Annotated in this window: 27 protein-coding genes; 15 read left to right on the top strand and 12 right to left on the bottom strand. The window is 54.8% G+C overall.

The genetic code is table 11. The features are described 5' to 3' along the window. Positions 1-183: 183 nt before the first annotated feature. The 6 genes from IM300_RS20700 to IM300_RS20675 all read right to left on the bottom strand — a co-directional run bounded on the left by IM300_RS20700 (position 184) and on the right by IM300_RS20675 (position 6,203). On the bottom strand, positions 184-936 hold the full coding sequence (locus tag IM300_RS20700) for a DNA-binding transcriptional regulator YciT (RefSeq protein WP_107535470.1): 753 nt from the start codon (positions 934-936) through the stop codon (positions 184-186). A 37-nt stretch (positions 937-973) separates the two neighbouring features. After that, positions 974-1,156 carry a hypothetical protein gene (locus IM300_RS20695; RefSeq protein WP_063867062.1) on the bottom strand — a complete coding sequence of 61 codons (183 nt, stop codon included), beginning with the start codon at positions 1,154-1,156 and terminating at the stop codon, positions 974-976. Between the two features lie 419 nt (positions 1,157-1,575). Next, on the bottom strand, positions 1,576-3,510 hold the full coding sequence (locus IM300_RS20690; RefSeq protein ID WP_063866567.1) for an exoribonuclease II: 1,935 nt from the start codon (positions 3,508-3,510) through the stop codon (positions 1,576-1,578). Positions 3,511-3,598: 88 nt separating this feature from the next. Next, positions 3,599-4,585 carry a CMD domain-containing protein gene (locus IM300_RS20685; protein WP_193038145.1) on the bottom strand — a complete coding sequence of 329 codons (987 nt, stop codon included), beginning with the start codon at positions 4,583-4,585 and terminating at the stop codon, positions 3,599-3,601. Positions 4,586-4,737: 152 nt separating this feature from the next. Next, positions 4,738-5,526 carry an enoyl-ACP reductase FabI gene (gene fabI / locus IM300_RS20680; protein ID WP_193038144.1) on the bottom strand — a complete coding sequence of 263 codons (789 nt, stop codon included), beginning with the start codon at positions 5,524-5,526 and terminating at the stop codon, positions 4,738-4,740. 260 nt (positions 5,527-5,786) lie between these two features. Beyond that, positions 5,787-6,203, bottom strand: a complete 417-nt coding sequence (locus IM300_RS20675) for a RidA family protein (RefSeq protein WP_063866569.1) — start codon at positions 6,201-6,203, stop codon at positions 5,787-5,789. Between the two features lie 133 nt (positions 6,204-6,336). Between IM300_RS20675 and IM300_RS20670 the strand changes: the two genes are divergently transcribed. Next, positions 6,337-6,927 (top strand): TetR/AcrR family transcriptional regulator, encoded by a 591-nt coding sequence (locus tag IM300_RS20670; RefSeq protein ID WP_193038142.1) that lies wholly within the window; start codon positions 6,337-6,339, stop codon positions 6,925-6,927. Here IM300_RS20670 and sapF read toward each other — a convergent pair. From sapF to pspF, 6 genes are all read right to left on the bottom strand, one after another. Next, the gene (sapF, locus tag IM300_RS20665; RefSeq protein ID WP_003856838.1) at positions 6,924-7,730 is read right to left on the bottom strand and encodes a putrescine export ABC transporter ATP-binding protein SapF; all 807 of its coding nucleotides are present in this window, start codon (positions 7,728-7,730) and stop codon (positions 6,924-6,926) included. The two genes, IM300_RS20670 and sapF, sit on opposite strands and share 4 nt — an antisense overlap. Before the next feature lies 1 nt (position 7,731). Beyond that, positions 7,732-8,724 carry a putrescine export ABC transporter ATP-binding protein SapD gene (sapD, locus tag IM300_RS20660; protein WP_193038140.1) on the bottom strand — a complete coding sequence of 331 codons (993 nt, stop codon included), beginning with the start codon at positions 8,722-8,724 and terminating at the stop codon, positions 7,732-7,734. Further along, a complete protein-coding gene (gene sapC / locus IM300_RS20655; protein WP_063452289.1) occupies positions 8,724-9,614 on the bottom strand; it encodes a putrescine export ABC transporter permease SapC in 891 nt (296 codons plus the stop codon). The genes sapD and sapC overlap by 1 nt, the downstream gene beginning before the upstream one ends. Continuing rightward, positions 9,601-10,566, bottom strand: a complete 966-nt coding sequence (gene sapB / locus IM300_RS20650; RefSeq protein ID WP_063452290.1) for a putrescine export ABC transporter permease SapB — start codon at positions 10,564-10,566, stop codon at positions 9,601-9,603. The genes sapC and sapB overlap by 14 nt, the downstream gene beginning before the upstream one ends. Continuing rightward, on the bottom strand, positions 10,563-12,203 hold the full coding sequence (gene sapA, locus IM300_RS20645; protein ID WP_193038138.1) for an ABC transporter substrate-binding protein SapA: 1,641 nt from the start codon (positions 12,201-12,203) through the stop codon (positions 10,563-10,565). The genes sapB and sapA overlap by 4 nt, the downstream gene beginning before the upstream one ends. 88 nt (positions 12,204-12,291) lie before the next feature. After that, positions 12,292-13,284, bottom strand: a complete 993-nt coding sequence (gene pspF, locus IM300_RS20640) for a phage shock protein operon transcriptional activator (RefSeq protein WP_180979062.1) — start codon at positions 13,282-13,284, stop codon at positions 12,292-12,294. A gap of 151 nt (positions 13,285-13,435) precedes the next feature. Between pspF and pspA the strand changes: the two genes are divergently transcribed. From pspA to IM300_RS20570, 14 genes are all read left to right on the top strand, one after another. Beyond that, positions 13,436-14,104 (top strand): phage shock protein PspA, encoded by a 669-nt coding sequence (gene pspA / locus IM300_RS20635; RefSeq protein ID WP_063452293.1) that lies wholly within the window; start codon positions 13,436-13,438, stop codon positions 14,102-14,104. Between the two features lie 49 nt (positions 14,105-14,153). Further along, entirely contained in the window at positions 14,154-14,378 is a 225-nt protein-coding gene (pspB, locus tag IM300_RS20630) for an envelope stress response membrane protein PspB (protein WP_063452294.1), read from the top strand. After that, positions 14,378-14,737 carry an envelope stress response membrane protein PspC gene (pspC, locus tag IM300_RS20625; protein ID WP_193038135.1) on the top strand — a complete coding sequence of 120 codons (360 nt, stop codon included), beginning with the start codon at positions 14,378-14,380 and terminating at the stop codon, positions 14,735-14,737. Before pspB ends, pspC begins: the two co-directional genes overlap by 1 nt. A 12-nt stretch (positions 14,738-14,749) precedes the next feature. After that, positions 14,750-14,974, top strand: coding sequence for a phage shock protein PspD (gene pspD, locus IM300_RS20620; RefSeq protein ID WP_063866575.1), 225 nt, complete (start codon positions 14,750-14,752; stop codon positions 14,972-14,974). 184 nt (positions 14,975-15,158) lie between these two features. Further along, the gene (locus tag IM300_RS20615) at positions 15,159-16,856 is read left to right on the top strand and encodes a sugar phosphorylase (RefSeq protein ID WP_193038133.1); all 1,698 of its coding nucleotides are present in this window, start codon (positions 15,159-15,161) and stop codon (positions 16,854-16,856) included. 13 nt (positions 16,857-16,869) lie between these two features. Further along, positions 16,870-18,162 (top strand): ABC transporter substrate-binding protein, encoded by a 1,293-nt coding sequence (locus IM300_RS20610; RefSeq protein WP_193038131.1) that lies wholly within the window; start codon positions 16,870-16,872, stop codon positions 18,160-18,162. A 21-nt stretch (positions 18,163-18,183) separates the two neighbouring features. Further along, positions 18,184-19,065: a carbohydrate ABC transporter permease gene (locus IM300_RS20605; RefSeq protein WP_102750156.1), complete on the top strand. Its 882-nt coding sequence runs from the start codon at positions 18,184-18,186 to the stop codon at positions 19,063-19,065. Beyond that, on the top strand, positions 19,052-19,894 hold the full coding sequence (locus IM300_RS20600; protein WP_063866579.1) for a carbohydrate ABC transporter permease: 843 nt from the start codon (positions 19,052-19,054) through the stop codon (positions 19,892-19,894). The genes IM300_RS20605 and IM300_RS20600 overlap by 14 nt, the downstream gene beginning before the upstream one ends. 28 nt (positions 19,895-19,922) lie before the next feature. Continuing rightward, positions 19,923-20,975 (top strand): zinc-binding alcohol dehydrogenase, encoded by a 1,053-nt coding sequence (locus IM300_RS20595; RefSeq protein WP_193038129.1) that lies wholly within the window; start codon positions 19,923-19,925, stop codon positions 20,973-20,975. A gap of 17 nt (positions 20,976-20,992) precedes the next feature. Next, positions 20,993-21,781: a sugar phosphate isomerase/epimerase gene (locus IM300_RS20590; protein WP_193038127.1), complete on the top strand. Its 789-nt coding sequence runs from the start codon at positions 20,993-20,995 to the stop codon at positions 21,779-21,781. An 11-nt stretch (positions 21,782-21,792) separates the two neighbouring features. Beyond that, a complete protein-coding gene (locus IM300_RS20585) occupies positions 21,793-22,851 on the top strand; it encodes a Gfo/Idh/MocA family protein (protein WP_193038125.1) in 1,059 nt (352 codons plus the stop codon). Continuing rightward, positions 22,845-25,124, top strand: a complete 2,280-nt coding sequence (locus tag IM300_RS20580) for a glycoside hydrolase family 65 protein (protein ID WP_193038123.1) — start codon at positions 22,845-22,847, stop codon at positions 25,122-25,124. The genes IM300_RS20585 and IM300_RS20580 overlap by 7 nt, the downstream gene beginning before the upstream one ends. Further along, a complete protein-coding gene (gene pgmB, locus IM300_RS20575; protein WP_193038120.1) occupies positions 25,114-25,779 on the top strand; it encodes a beta-phosphoglucomutase in 666 nt (221 codons plus the stop codon). The genes IM300_RS20580 and pgmB overlap by 11 nt, the downstream gene beginning before the upstream one ends. A gap of 13 nt (positions 25,780-25,792) precedes the next feature. Continuing rightward, on the top strand, positions 25,793-26,875 hold the full coding sequence (locus tag IM300_RS20570) for an ABC transporter ATP-binding protein (protein WP_063866585.1): 1,083 nt from the start codon (positions 25,793-25,795) through the stop codon (positions 26,873-26,875). Positions 26,876-26,932 lie beyond the last annotated feature (57 nt).

The raw sequence follows: 26,932 nt of genomic DNA, 5'->3' as shown, positions 1-26,932 counted from the left end.
CCGTGAAAGCTGGTCGCGCAGGCGTTTCATCATCACGCAGGTGATAGTCACTTCCTGTTATATCGCTAATATTAATTGTACGTATTTAGAAAGGTTTCAACAGGTAAAAACTCTTAAAGGAGGGATCGGAATAATCTCAGAGAAAGGTTTAAGTGCGCCCTTTATTCGGGCGCAGCAGGATAATCAGGCCGTTTTTTTCACAATATCGACAGTCAGGCCGTCCTGTTCTAATTGCTGGCGGTATTCCTCGCGCAAACGCTCATCCGTAATTACGCGGCTGAAGCGCGAAGCAGGCCCCATCGTATACGGGTGCACTGCTCCAAACTTAGAGCTGTCGGTCAGCACAATCGCTTCACACTCTTTGGCGAGCACGGCGTTAACCACATCGGAGCGCATCATGTCGCGGCCGGTAAAACCGGTGTCAGGCTGCCAGCCGTCAATACCAATAAAGGCTTTGCTGAAGTGAACCTGCTGAACGTATTGACGCGTTAAAGGCCCGACCATGCTTTCGCTTTTCTTCTGGTAAATACCGCCCAGCAGGATCACCTCGCAGCGAGTTTCCTTCAACAGGTGGGCGATATAGCTGCTGACGGTGATGATGGTAATATCTTTTTGATCGGCAAGCGTGCGTGCCAGAAGGGCGTTACTGCTGCCATTTTCAATAAAGACGGTCTCACCGTTATTCACTAAGGATGCCGCAAACTCCGCCAGCTCCCGCTTGAGCGCATAATTGTTCATCATACGGGTTTCGACGTCGTCACTGTCCAGTGGAACGGCATAACCGTGCGCACGACGCAGGTAGCTCTGTTTTTCCAGAAGATTCAGATCCTGACGGATGGTGACTTCAGAAACGCCGGTGGCTTTAGCGAGATCGACCACGCTAACGCGTCCCTGATCGATCACCATCTGCAAAATGATTTGTTGTCGGGAATTCATAGCATCCATTTAAAAGACAAAGGCGGAAACGACGTGGTTACACTTCCCACGGGGCTTTTGGTTGAGTGGAGTCTGGTGCGTTATCGGCGCCGTTCTCAGCCAGCAGTTCAGACTTGAGGATCTCAAGATTACGGATAGCAGAGTGATAATCGCCCGCGACAAGAATATCCAGCACGGTATCGATACGCTGTGCCACGGCTGCTGCATCAATGTTAGACATAAACTCACCCTGAAGCGAAAAGTTAATATTATCAATGATGCAGAAAATTGATTCAAAAGAGAAGGTAAAAAATGCAATAACCAAATTCGTTAAATGAAAGTGAGAAATGTAAATCCCGCAGGCTGCGGGTTGTAGGGGGGATTAGTCTAAAATTGCCCTAACGGGCATTCCTGGCCTGATAGTGCTTTAGCCATCGCTCGAATTCGGCAGCAGGCATGGGCTGAGCTAAAAGATAACCCTGCCGTTCGTTGACGCCGTTCTTCGTCAGAAAGGCGTCTTCTTTCGCGCTCTCCACCCCGCGGTATACATGGCGGTGGGAGACTGAAAAGTGTGAGTAAAAACGATGATTTTGCGGGAGATACTACGGGAGAGAAGTATCGGCCATCCATTAAGAAGATGGCCGATATTCCAGGTGATTATCAGGCGACAGGGCGCGCGATAATGCTGCGGGTTTCCATACGAACTTCAGCGATGGTGACATCAATCACGTCAGTGACCTTGTAAACCGTTTCGCCTTTAATTTGCACGGTCCCGTTTTCCTGGCTGCAAACCAGCTCGTCGCGAACGGCATGCAGGAACGGGGCAGGGATAAAGGCTACGGCGCCATTATCCACCAGACGTACGCGCATACCGCCTCGGCTGATGTCGATAATTTCAGCCGGGAAACGGGTGTCAGTTCCTGCCTTATCATTCAGGAAGCGCGCGTATAACCAGTCACCGACATCACGCTCCGCCATACGGTTCAGACGGCGACGCTCTGCCATCTGCAACGTCGTATCATCCTGTGGGCGGGCAACGGATTCCCCTTTAACGATCGCTTTCAGCAGACGATGGTTAACCATGTCGCCGTACTTACGGATCGGGGAGGTCCAGGTGGCGTACGCCTCAAGACCGAGACCAAAGTGCGGGCCTGGCTCGGTGCTGATTTCCGCGAAGGACTGGAAACGGCGAATACGGCTGTCAAGGAACCCTGACGGCTGCGCGTCCAGCTCGCGGCGCAGTTTGCAAAAACCTTGCAGGGTCAGCACTTCTTCAGGATCAACGTGTACGTCATGGGTTTTCAGCAGGGCAGCCAGCGCTTCGGTGTTTGCCGGATCGAACCCGGTGTGCACGTTGTAAATGCCAAAGCCTAATTTGTCGCGCAGCACGCGTGCGGCACAAATGTTGGCGGAAATCATCGCTTCTTCAACGATGCGGTTGGCAATACGGCGTGGCTCAGCGACGATGTTCAGCACTTCGCCTTTTTCACCCAGCACGAAACGGTAGTCAGGGCGATCCTTGAAGACCAGCGCGTGGGTCTGACGCCATTCGCTGCGGCTCAGGCAGACGCGGTGCAGCAGGCGAATTTGCGCGGCAATATTCTCAGAGTCAGGTGTCCAGTTACCGGTGTTCTCCAGCCAGTTGGAGACGTTGTCATAGGCAAGCTTGGCTTTGGATTCGATGGTGGCGGCGAAGAATTCGATATCTTCTTCAATGGTACCGTCAGCCGCGATGGTCATGCGGCACGCCAGTACTGGACGCACTTCATGGGGACGCAGGGAGCAGAGGTCGTCGGAAAGTTCGCGCGGCAGCATCGGGATGTTGAAGCCCGGCAGGTAGTTGGTGAATGAACGCACTTTGGCCATCTCGTCCAGCTTGCTGCCTTCGACAATCCATGCGGTAGGGTCGGCGATCGCAACGGTCAGATGCAGTTTGCCATCCGCGGCTTCTTCCGCGTACAGCGCGTCGTCCATATCCTCGGTGCTGGCGCTGTCGATGGTGACAAAGTCCAGCCCGGTCAGATCGCGACGCTCCAGTCCCTCGTCCTGCATTTCTGTCGCCACGCCATCCGGCGCCTCTTTTTCCAGGTTATGGCGCGCCAGCGTCACCCACCACGGCACGAAGTGGTCGTCGCCAAAGGTGATGAACTGGGTCAGCTCGGCGTAAAAGCCGCGATCGCCTTTTAACGGATGACGGCGCATCTCAGCAACGGCCCAGTCACCCTCTACGAAATCATGCTCAACGCCACGCGCGGCGCGGCACGGAATAGCCTCTTTCAGGAGAGGATGATCCGGCACGATAGAGAGACGATCGTCTTTTTTATGCACTTTCCCGACAAAGCGGGTCAGGAAAGGCTCGATCAGTGCTTCCGGCTCGGCAGACTCTCGTTCCTTTTCGGTATGAATAACGGCCGAAATGCGGTCGCCATGCATCACTTTCTTCATCTGAGGAGGCGGAATGAAGTAGCTCTTTTGTCCGTCAACTTCCAGAAAGCCAAAGCCCTTTTCCGTGGCTTTTACGACCCCTTCTGCACGCGGCGTCTGGGAATGCAGTTGCTGTTTAAGCTGCGCAAGCAGCGGGTTGTCCTGAAACATAATGTTCTATTTTCGTAGCCATTGAGCGGCTGACAGTTTTACGCGATTCTCACTGCTACAGCAAGCGCTCTTTAGGTAAAGAGTACGGTTATTCCTCTCTGCCGAGCGCCACGCGCAGGCGGTCCAGCCAGCCGTAAAACGCGTGCCGGGTGAGCAAATTAATGGCGATTTCTGGCGGGATACCCGACTCGGTTAAAGGCGTTAACTGGGCGGCGCTAAAGCGATCCGGCGAAGCGGCGAGCAGCGTATGGGCGGCTGAGAGCATCGAAGAGGAGGGGCCTTCGCTTTGCGGATGGTTAACCAGAATGTCGCCCGTCAGATTAAGCAGCATCGGTTCATGGCACAGCACCGGCGTGAGCGCCTGTAGCGCCGGTTCCGTCTGCCAGCGTGAGAGTGCCTCAAGCTGAAGCGCGCTGGCATATTTTAGTTCAACCGCAGGTAGCGTGGCGGCCCATCTGCGGAAGCTGACCGGTAGCGTATGGGGCTGAATGTGGTGTCCGGGCAGCCAGCGTACCGGGTGGCCGAGCAGCGCCTGAAACACCGCGACTACGCGTGCCTGAAAACCGATAAAACCGATGATCTGGTTGATAAGCACAATGTCATACGTCGTGAGTCCAACCTCATCAAGCTGGTATTGGGCTTTATCGTCGATGACATCGGGCGAGCTGGATAACTGGCGGGCATACTGGGTGATTTCTGCAAGGCGTCGATTGCTTTCCCGGGAAGAGTCGGGGCCCGGAAGGGGGGCGAGCAGCGCCGCGTAGTGGTTACAGAGCCGCTGGACGCCACACGCCTGCGCAACCGTTAAGGCCGTACTCAGCCTGTCGTAGGCGCTAAGCGTGTGCAGACGGTTAACAGGAGTATCAAGCGGGAACAGGAGGTGACAGAGAGCTCGGGCAGGCGTGAGCCAGCCAGCGCAGCTTGCGAGGATGTCATCAGGCAGGGCTAAATCGAGCAAAAAACGATCGTCGACGTTAGCGGCTTCAGGCACCAGCGGCAGAACATCCGTCTGCGAATGATTCGACTGGGTTTCATGATACCAGTGGCCTTTGCCGGAAAAACGGCGTTGTTCCATGGGCGTTCCTTGATCTCAAAATGGCGATCAATATCCTGGCGTAAGGCGGATGAGGGGAAAAATATTGTTAGGTGATAACAAATAGCAGAACGGAATAACGACGTGCGGGGAGGGAGAAAACTCTCTTCCCTGGCGGGAAGAGAGTTACAGGCTTATTTGATTTCCAGCTCGTTCATTGCAGCGATGTTGAAGCCGCCGTCAACGTGAACCACTTCGCCGGAGATACCCGCGGAAAGGTCAGAGCACAGGAATGCCGCAGAGTTACCCACATCTTCAATGGTAACGGTACGACGAATCGGGGTAACCGCTTCGCAGTGTGCCAGCATTTTACGGAAATCTTTAATGCCGGAAGCGGCCAGGGTACGGATTGGACCCGCAGAAATGGCGTTAACACGCACGCCTTCAGGACCCATTGCGTTCGCCATGTAGCGTACGTTGGCTTCCAGAGACGCTTTCGCCAGACCCATCACGTTGTAGTTAGGGATAGCACGTTCTGCGCCCAGGTAGGACAGGGTCAGCAGGGCTGCGCCCGGGTTCAGCATTGCGCGGCAGGATTTTGCCATCGCAACAAAGCTGTAAGAGCTGATGTCGTGCGCGATTTTGAAGCCATCACGGGTAACCGCGTTCACGTAGTCGCCGTCCAGCTGGTCGCCTGGAGCGAAGCCGATGGAGTGAACAAAACCGTCGAATTTCGGCCATGTTTTTGCCAGTTCAGCAAACATGCCATCAATGCTTTCGTCTTGTGCAACGTCACATTCCAGAACAATGCTGGAACCCAGCTGCGCGGCAAATTCTTCAACACGGCCTTTCAGCTTGTCGTTCTGGTAGGTGAACGCCAGCTCAGCGCCTTCGCGATGCATAGCCTGTGCGATGCCGTATGCGATGGACAGTTTGCTGGCAACGCCAGTCACCAGAATGCGCTTACCGGAAAGAAAACCCATAGCTTTAATCCTTATATTCATTGCTTATTTTGCCTTGTAATTCATAGCGTTACAGGCAGTATTTCAAAATCATTCGAAATTAGCTCGAAATTATAGCCCACTCACAGCCCCTTGTGTCACGATATTTCTCGCTTCAGGGCGTTGACTGGGCTCATGGAAGACGTTGAACTGACGCTTCATCAGGCTGTTTCGTGCGTATTCCAGCAGTATATCACCGGGTGCTGGGTTCGCCTCATCCAACCAGAAGCTGGCCTTCACGCTTACAGGGGCGGATATTCATTCGCTGGCGAGGGGATTCGGGCAATAACCTTAATTTCAAAATCAAATCCGGCCAGCCAGTTAACGCCGATAGCCGTCCAGTTGGGGTAAGGTGGCTGCGGAAAGGCCCGTTTTTTCGCCTCCATGATGACGGGGAACTGGTTTTCAGGATCGGTATGAAACGTTGTGACATCAATCAGATCGTCAAACGTGCATCCTGCGGCGGCCAGAGTCGCCTGTAAATTATCGAATGCGAGCTGCACCTGAGCGGCGAAGTCAGGTTCAGGCGTGCCATCGCTGCGGCTGCCGACCTGACCGGAAACAAATAACAGATCGCCAGAGCGAATGGCAGCCGAATAGCCATGCTCTTCATAAAGGGCATGTCGACTGGCAGGGAAGACAGGATTACGTGGAGGCATGGCATTTCCTTTTCTGTCAGAGGTGTTGTTGTGGTTACTTAAGAGAAGTAACATACGCGATGTATGTGAAAAAAAGGTAATTCACATACGCCGCGTATGTCAAATTAAAAATACCGCTTTTATAGGAAGTTCTATGGCTACAAAACGTCGTGCTGAAACGGCTCAGGAAAATCGCGAAAAAATGATTCAGGCGGCGCGGAAGGCTTTTGCTGAAAAAGGCTATGCCGCAGCGTCGATGGATGAACTGACGGCAAGCGTGGGGTTAACGCGCGGCGCGCTGTATCATAATTTTACCGATAAGAAAGGATTACTGGCGGCGGTGGTCGCGCAGATAGACAGCGAAATGGCGGCCAACGCGAAAGCCGTTGCCGCAGCCGCAGACGATGACTGGGAGCGCCTGCTGGCGGAGGGTATCGCCTACATCAACATGGCGCTCGTTCCGGAAGTTCAGCGCATCGTGCTGCTTGACGGCCCGTCCGTTCTGGGCGATCCGGCGCAATGGCCCAGCCAGAACAGCTGTCTTGAGTCGACTCGCCAGACCATCGAAACATTAATCGAACGCAACGTGCTTAAAAAAATGGATGCGAAAGTCGCAGCCCATTTGCTAAACGGCGCTGCGCTGAATGCTGCTTTGATGATTGCCGCGAGCGATGAGCCGCAGAAGACGCTGCCGCATGCCATTGAGGTGTTTACTCTGCTGGCAAGCGGGTTACGCAACGGCTAACGATCTTTCCGCCACGCGTCCGCCGTCAACGCTTCACCAAAGTGTCCGGCAATCAGGCGTTTTGTCAGATCGTGGAGCGGGGAGGCCAGCACGTCAGCGGTACTGCCGCGCTCAACCACTTCACCCTGGTGCATCACCAGCACCTGATCGCTGATGTGCTTCATCATGCCCAGGTGCTGGGTCACGTAGATATACGAGATCCCCTGCTTTTCCTGTAGCTCCAGCATCAGGTTGATGAGTTGCGAACGCATCGACATATCCAGCGACGCCAGCGCTTCGTCGGCGATAATCACCTTCGGGCGCAGGATCAGCGCGCGGGCCAGACCGAGACGCTGCTTTTGGCCCGGGGCCAGCATGTGGGGGTAATAGCTCACGTGGTCGGGCAGGAGGCCTACCAGACGCAGGGTTTCGACAATGCGCTTGCGACGCGCTTCCGGCTCCAGGTCAGTATTCAACCGCAGCGGGAAGTCCAGGATCTGGGAAATACGCTGGCGCGGGTTGAGGGACGTCGACGGATCCTGAAAAATCATCCGAATGCGCTGACTGCGGAAAGAGTAGTCGCCAAATTCCAGAGGATGATCGTCAATCAGTATTTCACCGCCGCTCGGCTCTACCATGCCCGCGAGCATTTTTGCGAGGGTCGATTTGCCCGAACCATTTTCACCGATAATCGCCAGCGTCTGCTTTTCGCGCAGCGTGAAGCTCAGCGGTTTAACCGCCTCGACGGTCTGACGGTGAAACAGGCCTGTACGATAGCGAAAGGTCTTACTCAGGTTACGCACTTCCAGTAAGGTTTCGACCATTTCACTCTCTCTCCATGTTCAGCGGGAAATGACAGGCAAACAGATGGTTTTTCGGCCCTGTCAGGCGCGGTGTTTCAATACATTTACGCTGAGCATACGGGCAACGCGGACCCAAACGGCAGCCAATGGGCAGCGACTCCAGCAGGGGGATCGCGCCGGGCAGGGTATTCAGACGGCTCTTGTGCGGCATCGCGCTGCCAAAGTCAGGGATCGCCCGAATCAGCGCCTGCGTGTAGGGATGATGCGGCGTCGTCACCAGGTCTTCACTTGGCGCGGTTTCTACCGTCTGTCCGCAATACATCACGTCAATTTTATCCGCCCACTTGCTGAGCATTTGCAGGTCATGGCTGATCAGCAAAATGGTGGTGTTGTTATTCTGATTCAGACGCGTAAGAAGGCGGAAAATCTGCGCCTGGGTCGTTGGCTCCATCGCGTTCGTGGGTTCATCCGCAATCAGCAGACGCGGCTGATTGGCCAGGGCGATAGCTATCATCACTTTCTGGCATTCACCGTCGGTCAGCTCATACGGAAAGCTACGCATTGCGTCTTTATGATCTTTGATCCCGACGCGGTGCAATAGCTCAACGGCACGGCGCTTACGCCAGCCGATACGCTGCCACCAGCGGCCTTTATAGGTCCAGCCGGGGATGTTCTGCATCAGCTGTTTGCCCACGCGCTCGGACGGGTCAAGACAGGATTGCGGCTCCTGGAAAATCATCGAGACGTTATGGCCCACCAGCTTGCGGCGTTCGCGGGGTGAGAGACGCAACAGGTCGATGTCGTCGAAGCGCATACGGTCGGCGGTGACGCGCCAGTTGTCTTTCGACACGCCGCAAATGGCTTTGGCGATCAGGCTTTTACCTGAACCCGATTCGCCCACCAGACCGCGGATTTCGCCTTCTGCAAGGGTAATGCTGATGCGATCCACGGCTTTAACCCAGCCTTCACCCGTTTTGATTTCGATGGTGAGGTTACGGATATCAAGTAACGGCATTATTGCACCCCCGCATTGATTGCGCGGCGGATCCCGTCGCCCAGCAGATTGATAAGCAGAACGCTCACCATAATGGCCGCGCCCGGCAGCATGACCGTCCACGGCGCAACGTAAATCAGCTCCAGCGCATCGCCGAGCATAGCGCCCCATTCCGGAGAAGGGAGCTGCGCGCCCAGGTCAAGGAAGCCCAGCGCCGCGATATCCAGAATCGCCATCGACAGGGCGCGGGTGATCTCCGTCACCAGCCCAGCGGCAATATTAGGCAGCACGGCAAACCACAGAATATTGAACGTGGTGGCACCGTCCAGACGGGCGGCGACGACATACTCTTTCTCCAGTTCGTCATGAACCAGGCTGTAAACCGAGCGCACCATACGCGGCAGAATCGCCAGCCAGACGGCAAACATCGCGTGCGTCAGGTGCGGCCCCGCGAAGGCCACGACGATTATTGCCAGCAGCAGCGAAGGAATAGAGAGCAGGGTATCCAGAATATGGTTAAGCACGGCTGAGCGCAGCCCGTGGGTTGATCCGGCAAAAATACCCAGCGCCAGGCCGCAGATCGCTGCGGCAAGCGTTACCACAAATGCACCGCCCACCGTAGGGGCCGCGCCGCTCAGCAGACGGCTTAGCACGTCGCGTCCGAGATCGTCAGTACCGAGGAAGAAGGAAACCTCCCCGTAGCGCGACCATGACGGCGGTAAAAGCTGGTAACCAAGGAACTGTTGATCGATGCCATACGGCGCAAACCACGAACCCAAAACGCACAGCAACACGAGGCCAATGCAGCCGTAAAAGCCGATCATTGCCGTGGTGTCGCCGTAAAAATTACGCCACACGGTACGTAGCGCACCGGGCGTGCGCTTTTCGCTGTAGACGTTATCGTAAGGCATACCATTCCTTATGCTTCAACGGGTTGGCCATGGCACCCAAAATATCGGAAACAACGTTAACAATAATAACCAGTGAGCCAATCACCATCACGCCGGCGGAGATAGCCGCATAGTCCTGCTGGCGAATCGCGTTGATCATCCAGCGCCCAAGGCCCGGCCAGCTGAAGACCATCTCGGTGATCATCGCCAGCGTCAGCATGGTTGAGAATTGCAGCCCAAGACGGGGGATCACCGGCGGCAATGCATTGTGCAGCACGTGGCGGCGCAAAATCGTCAGACGAGACAGTCCGCGCGTGGCCGCGGCTTTAACATAGTTTTGCTCGAAGACTTCGATGGTGCTGATACGCATCAGGCGGATCACTTCTGTCGTGGGCGCGACGGCCAGCGTGAGCACCGGCAGCACCATGTGGCGCAACGCGCTTACGATCATTTCGTCGCGCCAGACGGAATCAGAAAGCCAGGCGTCAACGATGGCGAAGCCGCTCACCGTTTGCACGTTATACAGCAGATCAAAACGCCCCGACACCGGCAACCAGCCCAGCGTCAATGAGAAGAAGAGGGTTAGCAGCAGCGCCAGCCAGAAGACTGGGATAGAAAAGCCAATTAAGGCAAGCGCGCTGATGAATTTATCCTGCCATTTATTGCGATAAATTCCCGCCAGCATCCCCACCGGGATCCCCACCATAAGGGCAAAGCCGAAGGCGAGTATACACAGCTCCATGGTGGCCGGGAACACCACCTTAAGCTGCTCGGAGATGAGCTGTCCGTTGATGCTGGACACGCCAAAATCCCAGTGCAGCAGGCCGTTAAACCAGAACAGCCAGGCGTCCCAGAGGGAAGAGCCCTGAAGCGGAGCGTGCGGCGTAAAGTAGCTAAGGCTAAAGCCGACAAAGGTCAGCAAGAACAGGGTGACCAGCAGTAACAGCAGCCGACGCAAGGTAAATATAATCATGGCTTTTTCACCTCTTGCTCTTTCTCACGGGTCACGCCCGCGAAGGAGGCGTTACCAAACGGGCTAAGTACCAGCCCTTTAATATCGTAACGGTAGGCCTGAAGGCGCAGGGAAGAGGCAAGCGGCAATACGGGAAGCTCTCTGGCCAGAATATTTTGCGCCTCATCGTAGGCTTCAATGCGTGACGCAAGCTGCTGGGACGCCAGCGCTTTTTGCAGCACGGCATCAAATTCACGGTTACACCAGTGGGCATAGTTGGTCTGGGAATTTATCGCTGCACAGCTCAGTAGCGGACGGAAGAAGCTGTCCGGATCGTTACTGTCGGTAGACCAGCCAGCCAGCGTTAAGTCGTGGTTCATGTCCATCAGCCGCGCCTCCTGGAAACGGCCTTCGACCGGAACGATGATCACCTTAACGCCCACCTGCGCCATATCTGCCTGCAACAGTTCGGCGGTTTTCAGCGGGCTTGGGTTCCACGCCTGAGAGCTGGTAGGCACCCAAAGCTGTAGCGTCAGGTTTTCTGCCCCCAGCGCTTTAAGCTGCTCGCGCGCTTTGGCCGGATTATATTCCGTGATCTTCGCCTCGCCGTCATAGGCCCATGAGGCACGCGGCAGAATCGAGGCGGCGGTTTCCGCGGTACCGTAGTAAATCGACTGCATCAGACGCTGATTGTTGATCGCTAACGCCAGCGCATGGCGCACGGCCGGATTATTCAGCGGCGGCTTATCGGTGTTAAATGCCAGATAAGCGATGTTCATTCCCGGGCGCAGGGTCAGGCGCAGGCGAGGGTCGTCGCGCAAAATCGTTAACTGGCTGGCCGCAGGCCACGCAAGGACGTCGCACTCGCCGGTCAGCAGCTTGGAGAGGCGGCCTGTTCCTCCTGAACCCAGATCAACGATAACCTGCGGCATCAGCGGCTTGCCGCGCCAGAAATTATCGTGACGTTGCAGGCGAATGTATTGTCCGGCGCGGTACTCAGCCAGCTGGAACGGCCCTGTGCCCACGGGCTCTCGATCGAGGCGTTCCTGACGATCCTTTTTCGTCAGCTGATCCGCGTACTCCGCTGACATGACGGAGGCGTAGTGCGTCGCCAGGTGCCAGAGGAAGGAGGCGTCCGGGTGCGTCAGGAGAAACTCAACGGTGCGGTTATCCAGCTTGCGCACGCTTTTGACCGTGTCCGCGAATTGCAGACTGTCGAAATAGGGGAAGTTGCTGCCGTTGACGTTATGCCATGGATGATTGCGGTTGAAGATGCGCTGGAAGGTGAAAACCACGTCATCCGCGTTGAGCTTGCGGGTTGGCGTAAACCACGGGGTGTGCTGAAAAGCAACATCATCGCGTAGACGGAAGCGGTACGTTGCGCCGTTATCCATCACTTCCCAGCTTTCGGCAAGCTCCGGAACCAGCCGATAGGTATAAGGATCGACATCGAGCAGGCGATCGTAGAGCTGTGCGGCCAGCGTATCAACAATCAGGCCGCTCCCCGCTTTTTGCGGATTAAAGGTATCAACTTGCCCGCTGACGCAATAGACGAAACCACTCTCACGGATATCAGGGGGCACAGCGCGATCGGGCGCAGCAAAGGCCAGATTGCTGAACAGACCGAGTGCAAACAGGGACGATAAAACCAGGCGCATAGTTTTTAAGGTTTTTAGATTCGATCTGCAAAGTGTATCGCACTTACGCCTGCTTCGTAAAAATGTCTGGGGGTAAGTGCTGATAATGTCAGCGCATTTGATGTTTTTTGAGCAATGCCCTTAACTGATGGTAGGTCAGACCCAGCAGTTCAGCCGCCCGTTTCTGATTATATTTCGCCTCTTTCAGGCTCTGCTCGAGCAGCTGCTGCTCCTGCTGATGCTGGAACTGGCGTAAATCGAGCGGCAACGCCGGACCCTGCTGGCGCGCTGCCGGGGCAGGGGCCTGTTTAACCTCGCGCCGAAACGGATCGAGTATAATGTTGTCCAGCTCGGACTCGCTGCTGCCATGACGGTAAACGGACCGTTCCACCACGTTTTTGAGTTCACGAATATTTCCCGGCCAGTGGTAACCGAGCAGGGTCTCGGTGGCCTGTTCGCTAAAGCCCGGAAAGAGCGGCAGGCCCAGTTCCCGGCACATCTGAATGGCAAACTGATCGGCCAGCAGCATGATATCGCTACGTCGCTCCCGCAGCGGCGGCAGCTGAACGACATCGAAAGCCAGCCTGTCCAGCAGGTCGGCGCGGAATTTGTCTTCTGCCACCATCGCGGGCAGATCGGCGTTAGTGGCGCACACCAGGCGAACGTTGACCTGGAGCGGCTGACTACCGCCAACGCGTTCCAGTTCGCCATACTCTATGACGCGCAGCAGCTTTTCCTGCACCAGCATCGGCGCTGTGGCCAGCTCGTCGAGGAAAAGCGTTCCACCATCGGCGCGCTCAAAACGGCCAGGATGGCGTTTTTGTGCGCCGGTAAAGGCGCCGGCTTCATGACCGAAAAGCTCCGTGTCGAGCAGATTTTCATTCAGTGCCGCGCAGTTAAGCGAAATAAAGGGACCGTCCCAGCGGCCAGACAGGAAGTGCAGGCGGTTAGCAATGAGTTCTTTACCGGTTCCACGCTCCCCGATGATTAGCACCGGTTTATTCAGCGGCGCGAGGCGTGACACCTGTTCAAGCACTTCCAGGAAGCTGTTCGCTTCGCCAAGCAAATTGTCTTTGTATTCAGCCATGATGAAATTAACCACTCCTTAGTGATATTCACCAGGTGAGAATAGTCTCTGGCAGGATAAATATCAATCAGATTCAATAAAATCAATAGGATAAAAAGTTGGCACGGGAATTGTATTTACTACACAGCAGGGCATCGCCCGATAACAGAACTATGAGGATTGAATTATGGGTATTTTTTCTCGTTTTGCCGACATCGTGAACGCCAACATCAACTCGCTGCTGGAGAAAGCGGAAGATCCGCAGAAGTTGGTGCGCCTGATGATTCAGGAAATGGAAGACACGCTGGTTGAAGTACGCTCCACCTCCGCCCGCGCGCTGGCAGAGAAAAAGCAGTTAACGCGTCGTATTGAGCAGGCGACTGCCCAGCTCAACGAGTGGCAGGAAAAAGCTGAACTGGCGCTGCGCAAAGATAAAGAAGATCTGGCCCGCGCTGCGCTGATTGAGAAGCAGAAGCTGACCGAGATGGTTGCCACGCTGGAACATGAAGTGACGCTGGTGGATGATACCCTGACCCGCATGAAGAAAGAGATCGGTGAGCTTGAAAATAAACTCAGCGAAACCCGTGCGCGTCAACAGGCGCTGGCGCTGCGCCATCAGGCTGCAAGCTCGTCCCGCGACGTGCGTCGCCAGCTGGACAGCGGCAAACTGGATGAAGCGATGGCGCGTTTCGAATCGTTCGAACGCCGTATCGACCACATGGAAGCGGAAGCCGAAAGCCACAGCATCGGTAAGCAGAAAACCCTCGATCAGCAGTTTGCTGACCTGAAAGCCGATGATGAAATTAGCGAGCAGCTGGCTGCGCTGAAAGCCAAAATGAAACAAGATAATCAATAATAATTCCTGCGGCACCTGAGCGTGCCGCATCGCAAAACAAGGAGTACACATGAGCGCGCTTTTTCTGGCAATACCCCTGACAATTTTTGTGCTGTTTGTTCTGCCCATCTGGTTATGGCTGCACTACAGCAACCGCACTTCACGCGGTGAGCTGTCGCAGAGTGAACAGCAGCGGCTGGCGCAGCTCTCTGCTGAGGCAAACAAAATGCGCGAACGTATTCAGGCGCTGGAAGCTATCCTGGATGCGGAACACCCAAACTGGAGGGAGCGTTAATGGCTGGACTGAATCTGAATAAAAAACTGTGGCGCATTCCACAGCAGGGCATGGTACGGGGCGTTTGCGCCGGGCTGGCACACTATCTGGATGTCCCGGTAAAACTGGTGCGCGTGGTCACCGTATTGTCGATTTTCTTTGGCCTGGCCTTTATTACTCTGGTGGCATACATCATTCTGTCGTTTGTACTCGATCCTATGCCGAACGGTGAACTGGATGCAGAGAACACGCCAACCAGCAGCGATCTCCTCAATGCGGTAGACGAGCAGCTGAGCGCAGGGGAGAAGCGATTGCGCGAGATGGAACGTTACGTCACCTCCGATACCTTTACGCTGAGAAGTCGTTTTCGTCAGCTTTAAGAGAGAACATACATGAAACAAAACTGGCAACAGGCCGGTCAGAAGGTAAAACCCGGCCTGAAAATCGCAGGTAAACTGGTTCTGATGACGGCATTACGTTATGGTCCGGCGGGTGTGGCTGGCTGGGCGATCAAGTCTGTTGCCCGTAAGCCGGTCAGAATGGTGCTGGCGGTCGCACTGGAGCCGCTATTAAAGAAACTGGCGAAACGCGTTTCCCGCCGCTACCTTTCACGCTAATCCCTCGCGCAAAAGCCCTTTCTCGCTCAGAGAGAGGGCATGAATTTCCCCTCTGCTTTTTCTCGTTCTTTGCGGCAGCTCACATTACTGCGTTGCGCTGCTTTGAGAATGCCTTTTTCAGCCCACAGGTGCGTTGACAGATATTTTTCATGGGAGTAGATTGCCAGTCCGTGGGACCGCTACCATGGAAAATAAAGTGAACGCAAAAATTAAAAAACTCATCAATCATATTTACGGTGAATCATTTTCAGATGCACACCTGAACGTGTTATTAACGAAGCTTGAACAGGCGGCGGTTAATATTACGGAAAAGCGTAAGTCAGGCTGGGATGAAAAAGACGTCGTTCTGATTACCTATGCCGATCAGTTCTCCGCGAAAGGGGAGAAAGCATTGCCAGTATTTACCCGGTTCTATAATGAATGGCTTTCTCGCACGTTTTCCCATGTCCATCTATTACCTTTTTATCCGTGGTCGTCAGATGATGGATTTTCCGTTATCGATTATCACAACGTTGCACCTGAAACGGGTACCTGGCAGGATGTCGCGGAATTAAAACAGTCAGCCAGCTTAATGTTTGACTTCGTTTGCAACCATATGTCAGCGAAAAGCGAATGGTTTGCTCATTATCTGGCGCAGAAGCCCGGCTATGAAGATTTCTTTATTTCAGTCGACCCCGAAACCGATTTATCCGCGGTGACGCGTCCACGTGCCTTGCCGCTGCTGACGCCGTTTACGCTGCATGATGGCAGCGTTCGTCATCTGTGGACCACATTCAGTGAAGACCAGATCGACCTCAACTTCGCCTCGCCGCAGGTGCTGATTGCCATGGTGGACGTACTGCTCCATTACCTCTCAGAAGGGGCGCGTTACATCCGACTGGATGCGGTCGGTTTTATGTGGAAGATCCCTGGCACGAGCTGTATCCATCTGGAACAAACCCATTGTCTCATCCAGTTGTTCCGCGCCATTACGGATGCCGTTGCACCCGGAACGGTGATCATCACTGAGACAAATGTTCCACACAAAGACAATATCTCTTACTTCGGTGATGGTGAAAATGAAGCCCAGATGGTCTATCAGTTCTCCTTACCTCCGCTGGTGCTGCATGCCGTTCATTGTCAGGACGTTAAAGCCCTCAGCCAGTGGGCGGGATCGCTGGCGCTGCCTTCAACGCACACCACCTGGTTTAACTTCCTGGCCTCGCATGATGGTATCGGTTTGAATCCGCTGCGCGGCATTCTTCCGGAATCAGAGATCCTCTCGCTGGTCGAGAAGCTTCAGCAGGAAGGCGCGCTGGTCAACTGGAAAAATAACCCTGATGGAACGCGAAGCCCCTACGAAATTAATGTCACCTATCTTGATGCCTTAAGTTTACAAGACATTTCAGATGATGAGCGTATTGCCCGGTTCATCCTCGCGCATGCCGTGTTGTTAAGTTTTCCAGGTGTACCGGCCGTTTATATTCAGAGCATTCTTGGTTCGCGTAACGATTATGAAGGTGTTGAACGCCTTGGCTATAACCGCGCGATTAACCGGAAAAAATACACGGCGGGGCAGGTCGATAGCGAACTGAATAATAAGAAGAGTGTTCGTTCTCAAATTTATTCTCGTTTGAGTGAGCTTATCGCTATTCGTCGCGGGGAAAGTGCATTCCATCCAGACAGTCAGGCTGTTTTCGACGCAGTGGGTGAACAAATTCTTAAAATTATCCGCGTTGCTGAAAATGGCGAACGTATTACAGCATTATTTAATTTTAGCAATAAAATGCAGACCGTTTATGAGCAAACGCTATCTGGTAAGGAATTATTATCAGGACAACATATTAGCGGTACGGATCTGACCCTCAATCCATGGCAGGTAATGTGGATTAAAGAAAACTAAAAAGGACCCTAAAATGAAAATGCCCAAAATTGTGCTGTTATCAGCACTGGTTTCGTGCGCCCTGTTATCAGGCTGTAAGGACGATAAAGCATCTCAGGTCACCATTGAGTTTATGCACTCGTCGGTGGAACAGGAACGCCAGGCGGTGATAACGAAACTGATCGAGAAATTCGAGAAAGAAAACCCGACGATTACGGTGAAGCAGGTACCCGTTGAAGAAGATGCCTACAACACCAAGGTCATTACGCTGGCCCGTACCGGTGCGCTGCCGGAGGTGATTGAGATCAGCCATGATTACGCCAAAGTCATGGATAAAGAGCAACTGCTGGATCGTGACGCCATCGGCCGCGCCATCAAGTCGGTGGGCGAAGAGACATTTTACGACGGCATTTTACGTGTGGTTCGCACGGAAGATGGCAGCGCATGGACGGGGGTGCCGGTTAGCGCCTGGCTGTCCGGCATCTGGTATCACAAAGATGCGCTCGGAGCCGCGGGTATTGAAGAGCCGCACAACTGGGAGCAACTGCTGAAAGCCAGTCAGGCACTCAACGATCCGGCTAAAAAACATTACGGTATTGCGCTTCCAACCGCAGAAAGCGTTATGACCGAGCAGGCCTTCTCGCAGTTTGCCTTGTCGGGCGGCGCCAACGTCTTTGATGCAAACGGCAACGTGGAAATCGATACCCCTGAAATGTCGAAAGCGCTGGCATTTTATAAGGCACTGGCCGCGACCACGATGCCGGGTTCGAACGATGTCATGGAGATCAAAGACGCCTTCATGAACGGCTCTGCGCCTATGGCCGTGTATTCCACCTATATCCTGCCTGCGGTCTACAAAGATGGCTCGCCGGCCAACCTTGGCTTCGTGGTCCCGACGGAAAAATCCTCCGCCGTCTACGGCATGATCACCTCGTTGACCATCACCACCGGTCAGACCGAAGAAGAAACGCAGGCCGCCGAGAAATTTGTCACCTGGATGGAGCAGGCTCAGAACGCCTCTGACTGGGTCATGATGTCTCCGGGCGCCGCGCTACCGGTCAACAAACTCGTGGTGGGCACAGATTCCTGGAAAAACAACGACGTTATCAAGGCCTTTGGTCAACTGCCATATGAGCTGATTGCGCAGTTCCCGAACGTCCAGGTGTTTGGTGCCGTGGGCGACAAAAACTTTACCCGCATGGGAGACGTTACCGGGTCCGGCATTATCAGTTCCATGGTGCATAACGTGACGGTGGGACAAAAAGATCTCAATGCGACGTTAAGCAACAGCCAGAAAAAACTGACTGACCTGATATCACAACGATAGGAGCGCTTTGCGAAGGGAATTATGAAGACGTTGTTTTCTGGTCGTTCAGATATGCCTTTCGCCATGCTGCTGTTGGCCCCCAGCCTGATTTTGCTGGGGGGCCTGGTGGCCTGGCCAATGATTTCCAACATTGAAATCAGTTTTTTACGTTTACCGCTGAACCCGCGTATTGATGCGGCGTTCGTCGGCCTGGATAACTACATTCGCATTCTGGGCGATGCCGCATTCTGGCACTCCCTGTGGATGACGTTCTGGTACACGGCGCTGGTGGTGATCGGCAGCACCGGGCTGGGGCTGGCCGTGGCGATCTTCTTTAACCGTGAATTCCGTATGCGGAAAACGGCGCGTTCGCTGGTGATTCTGTCCTACGTGACGCCGTCTATTTCCCTGGTGTTTGCCTGGAAATACATGTTCAACAACGGCTACGGGATTGTGAACTATCTGGGCGTTGACCTGCTGCATCTCTATGACCAGGCACCGCTGTGGTTCGACAATCCGGGCAGCAGCTTTGTGCTGGTGGTGCTGTTCGCCATCTGGCGCTACTTCCCGTATGCCTTTATCTCGTTCCTCGCGATTTTGCAGACCATTGATAAATCACTGTACGAAGCGGCAGAGATGGATGGCGCCAACGCCTGGCAGCGTTTTCGCATCGTCACGCTGCCCGCCATCATGCCGGTGCTGGCTACGGTGGTTACGCTGCGAACCATCTGGATGTTCTACATGTTCGCGGATGTTTATCTGCTGACCACGAAGGTCGATATTCTGGGCGTGTATCTCTACAAAACGGCCTTCGCATTCAATGACCTGGGCAAAGCGGCTGCGATCTCCGTTGTGCTGTTTGTGATCATCTTCGCCGTCATTCTGCTGACCAGAAAAAGGGTAAACCTCAATGGCAACAAATAAACGCGTACTGGGCCGCATCGGTTTTTACCTGGGGCTGGCGGTATTTCTGATTATCACGCTGTTTCCGTTTTTTGTGATGTTAATGACGTCGTTTAAAAGCGCGAAAGAGGCGATATCGCTGCATCCGACCATTCTGCCGCAGGAGTGGACGCTTCAGCATTACGTCGACATTTTTAACCCGCTGATTTTCCCGTTTGTGGATTACTTCCGTAACAGCATGGTGGTGTCGCTGACCTCCTCGGTCATTGCGGTGTTTCTCGGCACGCTGGGCGCTTATGCGTTGTCCAAACTGCGCTTTAAGGGGCGCACGACGATCAATGCGAGCTTTTACACCGTCTATATGTTCTCCGGGATCCTGCTGGTGGTGCCGCTGTTCAAAATCATCACCGCGCTCGGCATTTATGACACCGAGCTGGCGCTGATCGTCACCATGGTGACTCAGACGTTACCGACAGCGGTCTTTATGCTGCGCAGCTACTTCGACACCATCCCGGACGAAATTGAAGAAGCCGCCATGATGGACGGCCTGAACCGCCTGCAAATTATCTTCCGCATCACCGTGCCGCTGGCGATCTCTGGCCTGGTGTCGGTCTTTGTTTACTGCTTCATGGTGGCGTGGAATGACTATCTGTTCGCCTCCATTTTCCTGTCCAGCTCCAGCAACTTCACGTTGCCGGTTGGGCTGAACACGCTCTTCAGTACGCCAGATTACATCTGGGGCCGAATGATGGCGGCATCGCTGGTGACGGCGCTCCCGGTCGTCATTATGTATGCCCTGTCTGAACGTTTTATTAAAAGTGGTTTGACCGCCGGCGGCGTGAAGGGCTGAGGCGGCCGATTTTAACAAGGAGTGAGTCATGAAAAAATTAGTTGCGACAGCGCCTCGTGTAGCGGCGCTGGTGGAATACGAAGATCGTCCCGTTGCTGCGCATGAGGTGAAAATTCGCGCCCGTTATGGCGCACCGAAGCACGGCACCGAAGTCGTGGATTTTCGCGCGGCAAGCCCGTTTATCGATGAAGAGTTCAACGCCGAGTGGCAGATGTTTACCCCACGTGAAGAAGGGGCAGCGCGCGGCATCGAATTTGGCAAATTTCAGCTGGGGAACATGATCGTCGGCGACATCATCGAGTGTGGTGCAGACGTGACGGAATACCAGATCAGCGACAGCGTCTGCTGCTACGGCCCATTGCAGGAGACGGTCATCGTCAACGCGGTGAACAACTATAAGCTGCGCAAAATGCCGCAGGGTGCGTCCTGGAAAAACGCCGTTTGCTACGATCCGGCGCAGTTCGCCATGAGCGGCGTGCGTGACGCAAACGTCCGCGTGGGGGATTTCGTTGTGGTTGTCGGGCTGGGCGCGATTGGCCAGATCGCCATTCAGCTGGCGAAAAAGGCCGGTGCGTCCGTGGTGATTGGTGTCGATCCTATCGAACATCGCTGTGACATCGCCCGCCGTCACGGTGCTGACCACTGCCTGAACCCAATCGGTACCGATGTCGGTCTTGAAATTAAGAAACTGACCGGCAAACAGGGTGCGGATGTGATCATCGAAACCAGCGGTTTTGCGGATGCGCTGCAATCTGCGCTGCGCGGGCTCGCCTACGGCGGCACGATCTCTTACGTGGCGTTCGCAAAACCGTTTGCGGCGGGCTTCAACCTGGGCCGCGAAGCGCATTTCAACAACGCGAAGATTGTCTTCTCCCGCGCGTGCAGTGAACCGAACCCGGACTATCCGCGCTGGAGCCGCAAGCGCATTGAAGAGACCTGCTGGGAACTGCTGATGAACGGTTATCTCAACTGTGAGGATCTCATCGACCCGGTCGTCACCTTCGCCACCAGCCCGGACAGCTATATGAAGTATGTCGATCAGCACCCGGAACTGAGTATCAAAATGGGCGTCACTTTTTAAGCTAAGGACAGCAAATCATGAAGATCGCAACACAAAACCAGGCCTTTTTCCCGACTAACATCATGGAAAAATTCAAATATATCAAAGTGATGGGATTTGATGGCTATGAAATTGATGGCCGCCTGCTGGTGGAAAATCTCGATGAAGTTAAAGCCGCTATTAAAGCCACTGGCCTGCCGGTGACCACGGCATGTGGCGGATACGACGGCTGGATCGGGGATTTCATCGAAGAACGCCGTCTGAACGGTTTACAGCAGATTGAACGCATACTGGGAGCCCTGGCTGAAGTGGGCGGAAAGGGGATCATCGTGCCGGCGGCCTGGGGGATGTTTACCTTCCGTCTGCCGCCAATGACCTCGCCACGCAGCCTGGACGGTGACCGCAAAGCGGTTAGCGCCTCCCTGCGCTGGCTGGATGAGGTCGCCGCGCGTACCGGGACCACCGTCTACCTGGAGCCGCTGAACCGTTATCAGGATCATATGATCAATACCCTGGCCGACGCGCGTCGTTATATCGAAGAGAACGGCCTGAAGCACGTGCAGATCATCGGTGATTTCTATCATATGAACATTGAAGAAGACTCGCTGACGGATGCGCTGCATCACAATCGCGATCTGCTGGGCCATGTGCATATTGCTGATAACCACCGCTATCAGCCGGGCAGCGGCAGCCTCGATTTCGCCAGCCTGTTCGATCGGCTGCGTGCCGATAACTATCAGGGTTATGTAGTGTACGAATGCCGGGTTCGTGCCGACGATCCGGCCAAGGCCTATCAAGACTCACTCAATTACCTGCGTGAATGCTAAGGATGACGAGCGTGATGAGTGCTTCTACACCTTTGCCTCTGCGCGTCGCCATCATTGGCGCCGGGCAGGTTGCAGACAAAGTGCATGCCTCGTATTACGCCACGCGCAGTGATGTTCAAATGGTGGCTGTCATGGACAGCCGCCCTGAACAGGCACAGGCGTTCGCGGAACGTTATGCTATTCCATCGGCATGGCAGGACGCTCACGAGATGTTGCAAACAGTAAGACCGGATGTGGTGAGCGTCTGTTCGCCTAACCGGTTCCATTTTGAACACGTCATGGCGGCCCTCGAAGCGGGTTGTCATGTGATGTGTGAAAAGCCGCCGGCGATGACGCCGGAACAGGCCGACCAGATGCGCATTGCGGCGCGTAAGGCTGGAAAAGTCCTCGCGTATGATTTTCATCATCGCTTTGCCCTGGATACCCAGCTGCTGCGTGATGCGGTGATGAACGGCACGCTCGGCGAAGTTTACTTTACCTCGGCGCAGGCGCTGCGCCGCTGCGGTGTACCGGGTTGGGGCGTATTTACCAACAAATCGCTCCAGGGCGGTGGACCGCTTATTGATATTGGCATTCATATGCTGGATGCCGCCATGTACGTCCTGGGTTTCCCGGCGGTGAAGCGGGTGACCGCGCACAGCTTCCAGAAGCTCGGAAACCAGAAACACAGCGGCCAGTTTGGCGAGTGGGATCCCACGCAGTTTACCGTAGAAGATGCCCTGTTTGGCACGATCGAATTCTGCAACGGCGGCGTTCTGCGTCTGGATACCTCCTTTGCGCTTAACATCCGCGAGCAGTCCATCATGAACGTCTCTTTCTGCGGTGAAAAGGCGTGCGCAACGCTGTTCCCGGCGCATATCTATAACGACGAAGCCGGTATTTTGGAAACCCTTGCCCAGCGTGAAGAGGCGGACGATCGGCGCCATCTGCGCAGCATGGATGCCTTCGTACGGCATGTGCTGGGTGAGCCTGTGATGATCGCTGACGCAGAGCAGGGACTGGTTATTCAACAGCTCGTCGCCGCGCTTTATGAATCCGCAGAAACAGGGGAAAGCGTGACATTATGCTGAACATATCTGTATTAACCGATCCGGGATTTTGTCCTCACAGCCTGAATAAATATGCCTCAGTCATGACCTGCGGTAATGGCTACATGGGCATTCGCGCTGCGCATGAAGAAGATTACACCCTGCAAACCAGGGGCATGTATCTTGCCGGTCTTTATCATCGCGCGGGTCGCAACGAGACCACTGAACTGGTCAACCTGCCGGATATCACCGGTATTGATGTTGAGCTGGACGGCATCAATTTCACCCTCCTTTCAGGGGAAATACTTGAGTGGCAGCGCGAGCTGGCCTTTGCAAACGGCGAACTGCATCGCAACGTTGTCTGGCGTTCACCCAACGGCAAACGCTATCGGCTGGAGAGCCGTCGTTTTGTGTCGCTGGACCAGCTGCCTTTAGTGGCTATGCAGCTTGCAATCACCCCCCTTGATGCCCCCGCGCAGGCCGTGCTGAAAACCGGTATTGATGCGACGCAAACGAACAGCGGCAGACAGCATCTGGATGAAATCTCGGTCAGGGTCTTTGACCAGCATTACATGCAGGGCGTGTATGAAACGCAGGACCGGGCGTCTGAGATTGTGGTTTCGGCGTTTTGCCAGCTCTCGACGAAGAGCGACAGCTGCTTCACCGCCAAAAATCGTCGGCTCAGCGTGCATCATTCGCTGACGATTGCTCAGGGTGACACTGTCACGCTTGAGAAAATCGTCTGGGTAACGCATCGCAGCGATAAAGCGCTATCGCAGGAAACTTTCGCGCGCAACGCGCTGGCCGATCTCAAAGTCTGTGCGGCAAGAGGCTACGAGGCGTTGCGTGAGAGCTCAGCGTATGCCTGGAAAGACGTCTGGCGCGACGCCCGTGTGGAAGTGACTTCCCCGGCGCAACAGGATCAACTGGCGCTGGATTACGCCGTCTGGCACCTGACGACAATGACGCCTGCCCATCATGAGCGAAGCAGTATCGCTGCAAAAGGGCTGACGGGTGAGGGGTACAAGGGGCACGTCTTCTGGGATACCGAAATTTTCCTGCTGCCGTTCCATCTGTTTACCCGTCCAAAAATTGCCCGCAGCCTGCTGCGCTTTCGCTGGCTTAATCTCTCAGGCGCCCGTGAAAAAGCGCGTCGTAACGGCTGGCCGGGCGCGCTGTTCCCGTGGGAAAGCGCCGCCAGCGGACAGGAAGAGACGCCTGAGTTCGCGGCAATTAACATTCGTACCGGGGTTCGCCAGAAGGTGGCTTCCGCACTCGCTGAACACCACATCGTGGCAGATATCGCCTGGGCTGTCGTCGCTTACTGGCAGGCGACGCATGATGATGCCTTTATGCGTCACGAAGGCCTGACGTTGCTGATGGAAACCGCTTCGTTCTGGATGGGACGCGCGACGGACGTCAATGGTCGTCTGGAAATCCATGATGTGATCGGACCGGACGAATACACCGAGCATGTCAACAACAACGCCTACACCAACTACCTGGCCTGGCACAACGTGGCCTGTGCGCGCCAGTTTATGGCGATGTTTGGGCGTGACGATGCGCGTTTTACGGAAAATGCCGAGACGTTTCTGGCGCGTTTGTGGTTACCGGAGGCCAATGCAGAGGGTGTGATCCCGCAGGATGACACCTTTATGACAAAACCGGCCATCGATCTGAGCCGCTACAAGGCCAAAGCGGGTAAACAGACCATTCTGCTCGATTACTCCCGCGCGGAAGTGAACGAGATGCAGATCCTGAAGCAGGCCGATGTCGTGATGCTTAACTACCTGCTGCCGGAACGGTTTACGCCGCAGCAATGTGCCGCCAATCTGGCGTTCTACGAGCCGCGCACGATTCATGATTCGTCACTGAGTAAAGCCATTCACGGCATTGTGCTCGCGCGCTGCGGTGACACCGAGGGGGCGTATGCCTTCTGGCGTGACGGTATCGCCATCGATCTGGGGGACGACCCGCACAGCAGCGATGACGGTATACATGCTGCGGCCACCGGCGCGATCTGGTTGGGGGCGATTCAGGGGTTTGCCGGGATGCACATTAGCGACGGGGAACTGCATCTTGCGCCGAAGCTGCCCGCTCACTGGCGGAAACTCGCCTTCCCGCTACGGTGGCGGGATGCAACTATGCACATCACCTTTGAAGATGATCTGTTAACCATTGAAACTACCGCCCCCGTCACGTTGACGCTGTGGGGTCAAACGCTGAACGTATCGGGGCGGAAGGTATGTGCGCATCAGGATTTTCTTGTACCTGTTAATGGGACCGCTACCACGGAGGGGCGCCATGATGCTTAACGCTGTTGTATTCGATCTGGACGGGGTGATCACCGATACCGCGCACCTTCACTTTCTGGCCTGGCGTGCCGTGGCCCAGGAGATCGGGATCACCTTCGACGAAGTGTTTAACGAACAGCTGAAGGGGATAAGCCGCATGGATTCTCTTCAGCGCATCCTGAAGCACGGCGGGAAAGCGGGGATGTTCAGTGAAGAGCAGTGTCTGGCGCTTGCAGCCAGGAAAAACGCGCTCTATGTCCAGTTGCTGGCGTCTCTTACGCAGGATTCGCTGCTTCCGGGTATTCGCGAGGTGCTGGCCGATATTCGTGCTGCGAAGGTCAAAATTGGGCTGGCATCCGTATCGCTTAACGCCCCGGGGATTTTGCATGCGCTGGGTATTCATCAGGCCTTCGATTTTTGCGCCGATGCCTCCCGGATCCGCCGCTCAAAGCCGGACCCGGAGATCTTCCTCGCGGCATGTAAAGGACTGAACGTGCGTCCTGAAGAGGCCATCGGTATTGAAGATGCCGCCGCGGGTGTGGATGCGATCAACGCCGCAGGAATGCTGTCGGTCGGGATTGGACCTGGCCTGGACCATGCGGGATTACAACTTCATTCAACGCAGGAGCTGACCTGGGAACGCCTGACGGCGTTCTGGGCATCCCGGGCGTATTGATAAGGAATTTATAATGGCTCAACTGTCACTGAAACACATTCAGAAAATCTATGATAACCAGGTCCACGTGGTTAAGGATTTCAATCTCGAAATTGAAGACAAAGAATTTATTGTTTTCGTCGGTCCATCGGGCTGTGGTAAATCCACGACGCTGCGAATGATTGCCGGCCTCGAGGAGATCAGCGCAGGTGAACTGATTATTGACGGGGTTTGCATGAATGATGTTCCCGCCAAATCCCGTGATATCGCGATGGTTTTCCAGAACTATGCGCTCTATCCGCATATGACGGTCTACGATAACATGGCGTTTGGCCTGAAGATGCAAAAAATTGCCCCCTCCATCATTGAAGAACGCGTTAGCTGGGCGGCCCAGATCCTGGGCTTACGCGACTATCTCCAGCGTAAACCCGGCGCGTTGTCCGGCGGTCAGCGCCAGCGCGTGGCGTTAGGCAGGGCGATAGTGCGCGAAGCCGGGGTTTTCCTGATGGATGAACCGCTGTCAAACCTTGATGCCAAGCTTCGTGTGCAGATGCGCGCTGAAATCAGCAAGCTGCACCAGAAGCTTAATACCACCATGATTTACGTGACGCACGATCAGACGGAAGCCATGACGATGGCGACCCGCATCGTGATTTTAAAAGACGGCATCATCCAGCAGGTGGGCGCGCCGAAACAGGTCTACAACGAACCCGCGAATATGTTCGTGGCAGGGTTCATTGGTTCACCTGCGATGAACTTTATTCGTGGCGCGATCGACGATCGCTATTTCGTGACGGAAACGCTGCGCCTGGAGATCCCGGAAGACAAGCTCGCCATACTGAATGCGCAGGGTTACCAGCGTAAAGCGGTCGTCTTTGGGATCCGTCCTGAAGACATTCTTACTCTACAGCGTAGCGGTGAAAACGTTACGGCGAAAATCAGCGTCGCTGAACTCACCGGGGCAGAATTTATGCTGTATGCCACCGTGGGTGGGCATGAACTGGTTGTCCGTGCGGGTGCGGCGGATGATTACGTTGCAGGGGATATTATCGGCATCCAGTTCGATATGAGTAAGTGCCATTTCTTCGATGCTGAAACTGAAGCAGCAATTAGATAAGAAAGGTGTTCGCCGGAAATGAAAATTTCCGGTTTTTTTGTGAGTTAATTATAAAGG

This window comes from Enterobacter cloacae complex sp. I2, assembly GCF_014896205.1.
Classification (GTDB): Bacteria; Pseudomonadota; Gammaproteobacteria; order Enterobacterales; family Enterobacteriaceae; genus Enterobacter; species Enterobacter quasihormaechei.
This window is presented reverse-complemented; position numbering and strand designations above follow the sequence as displayed.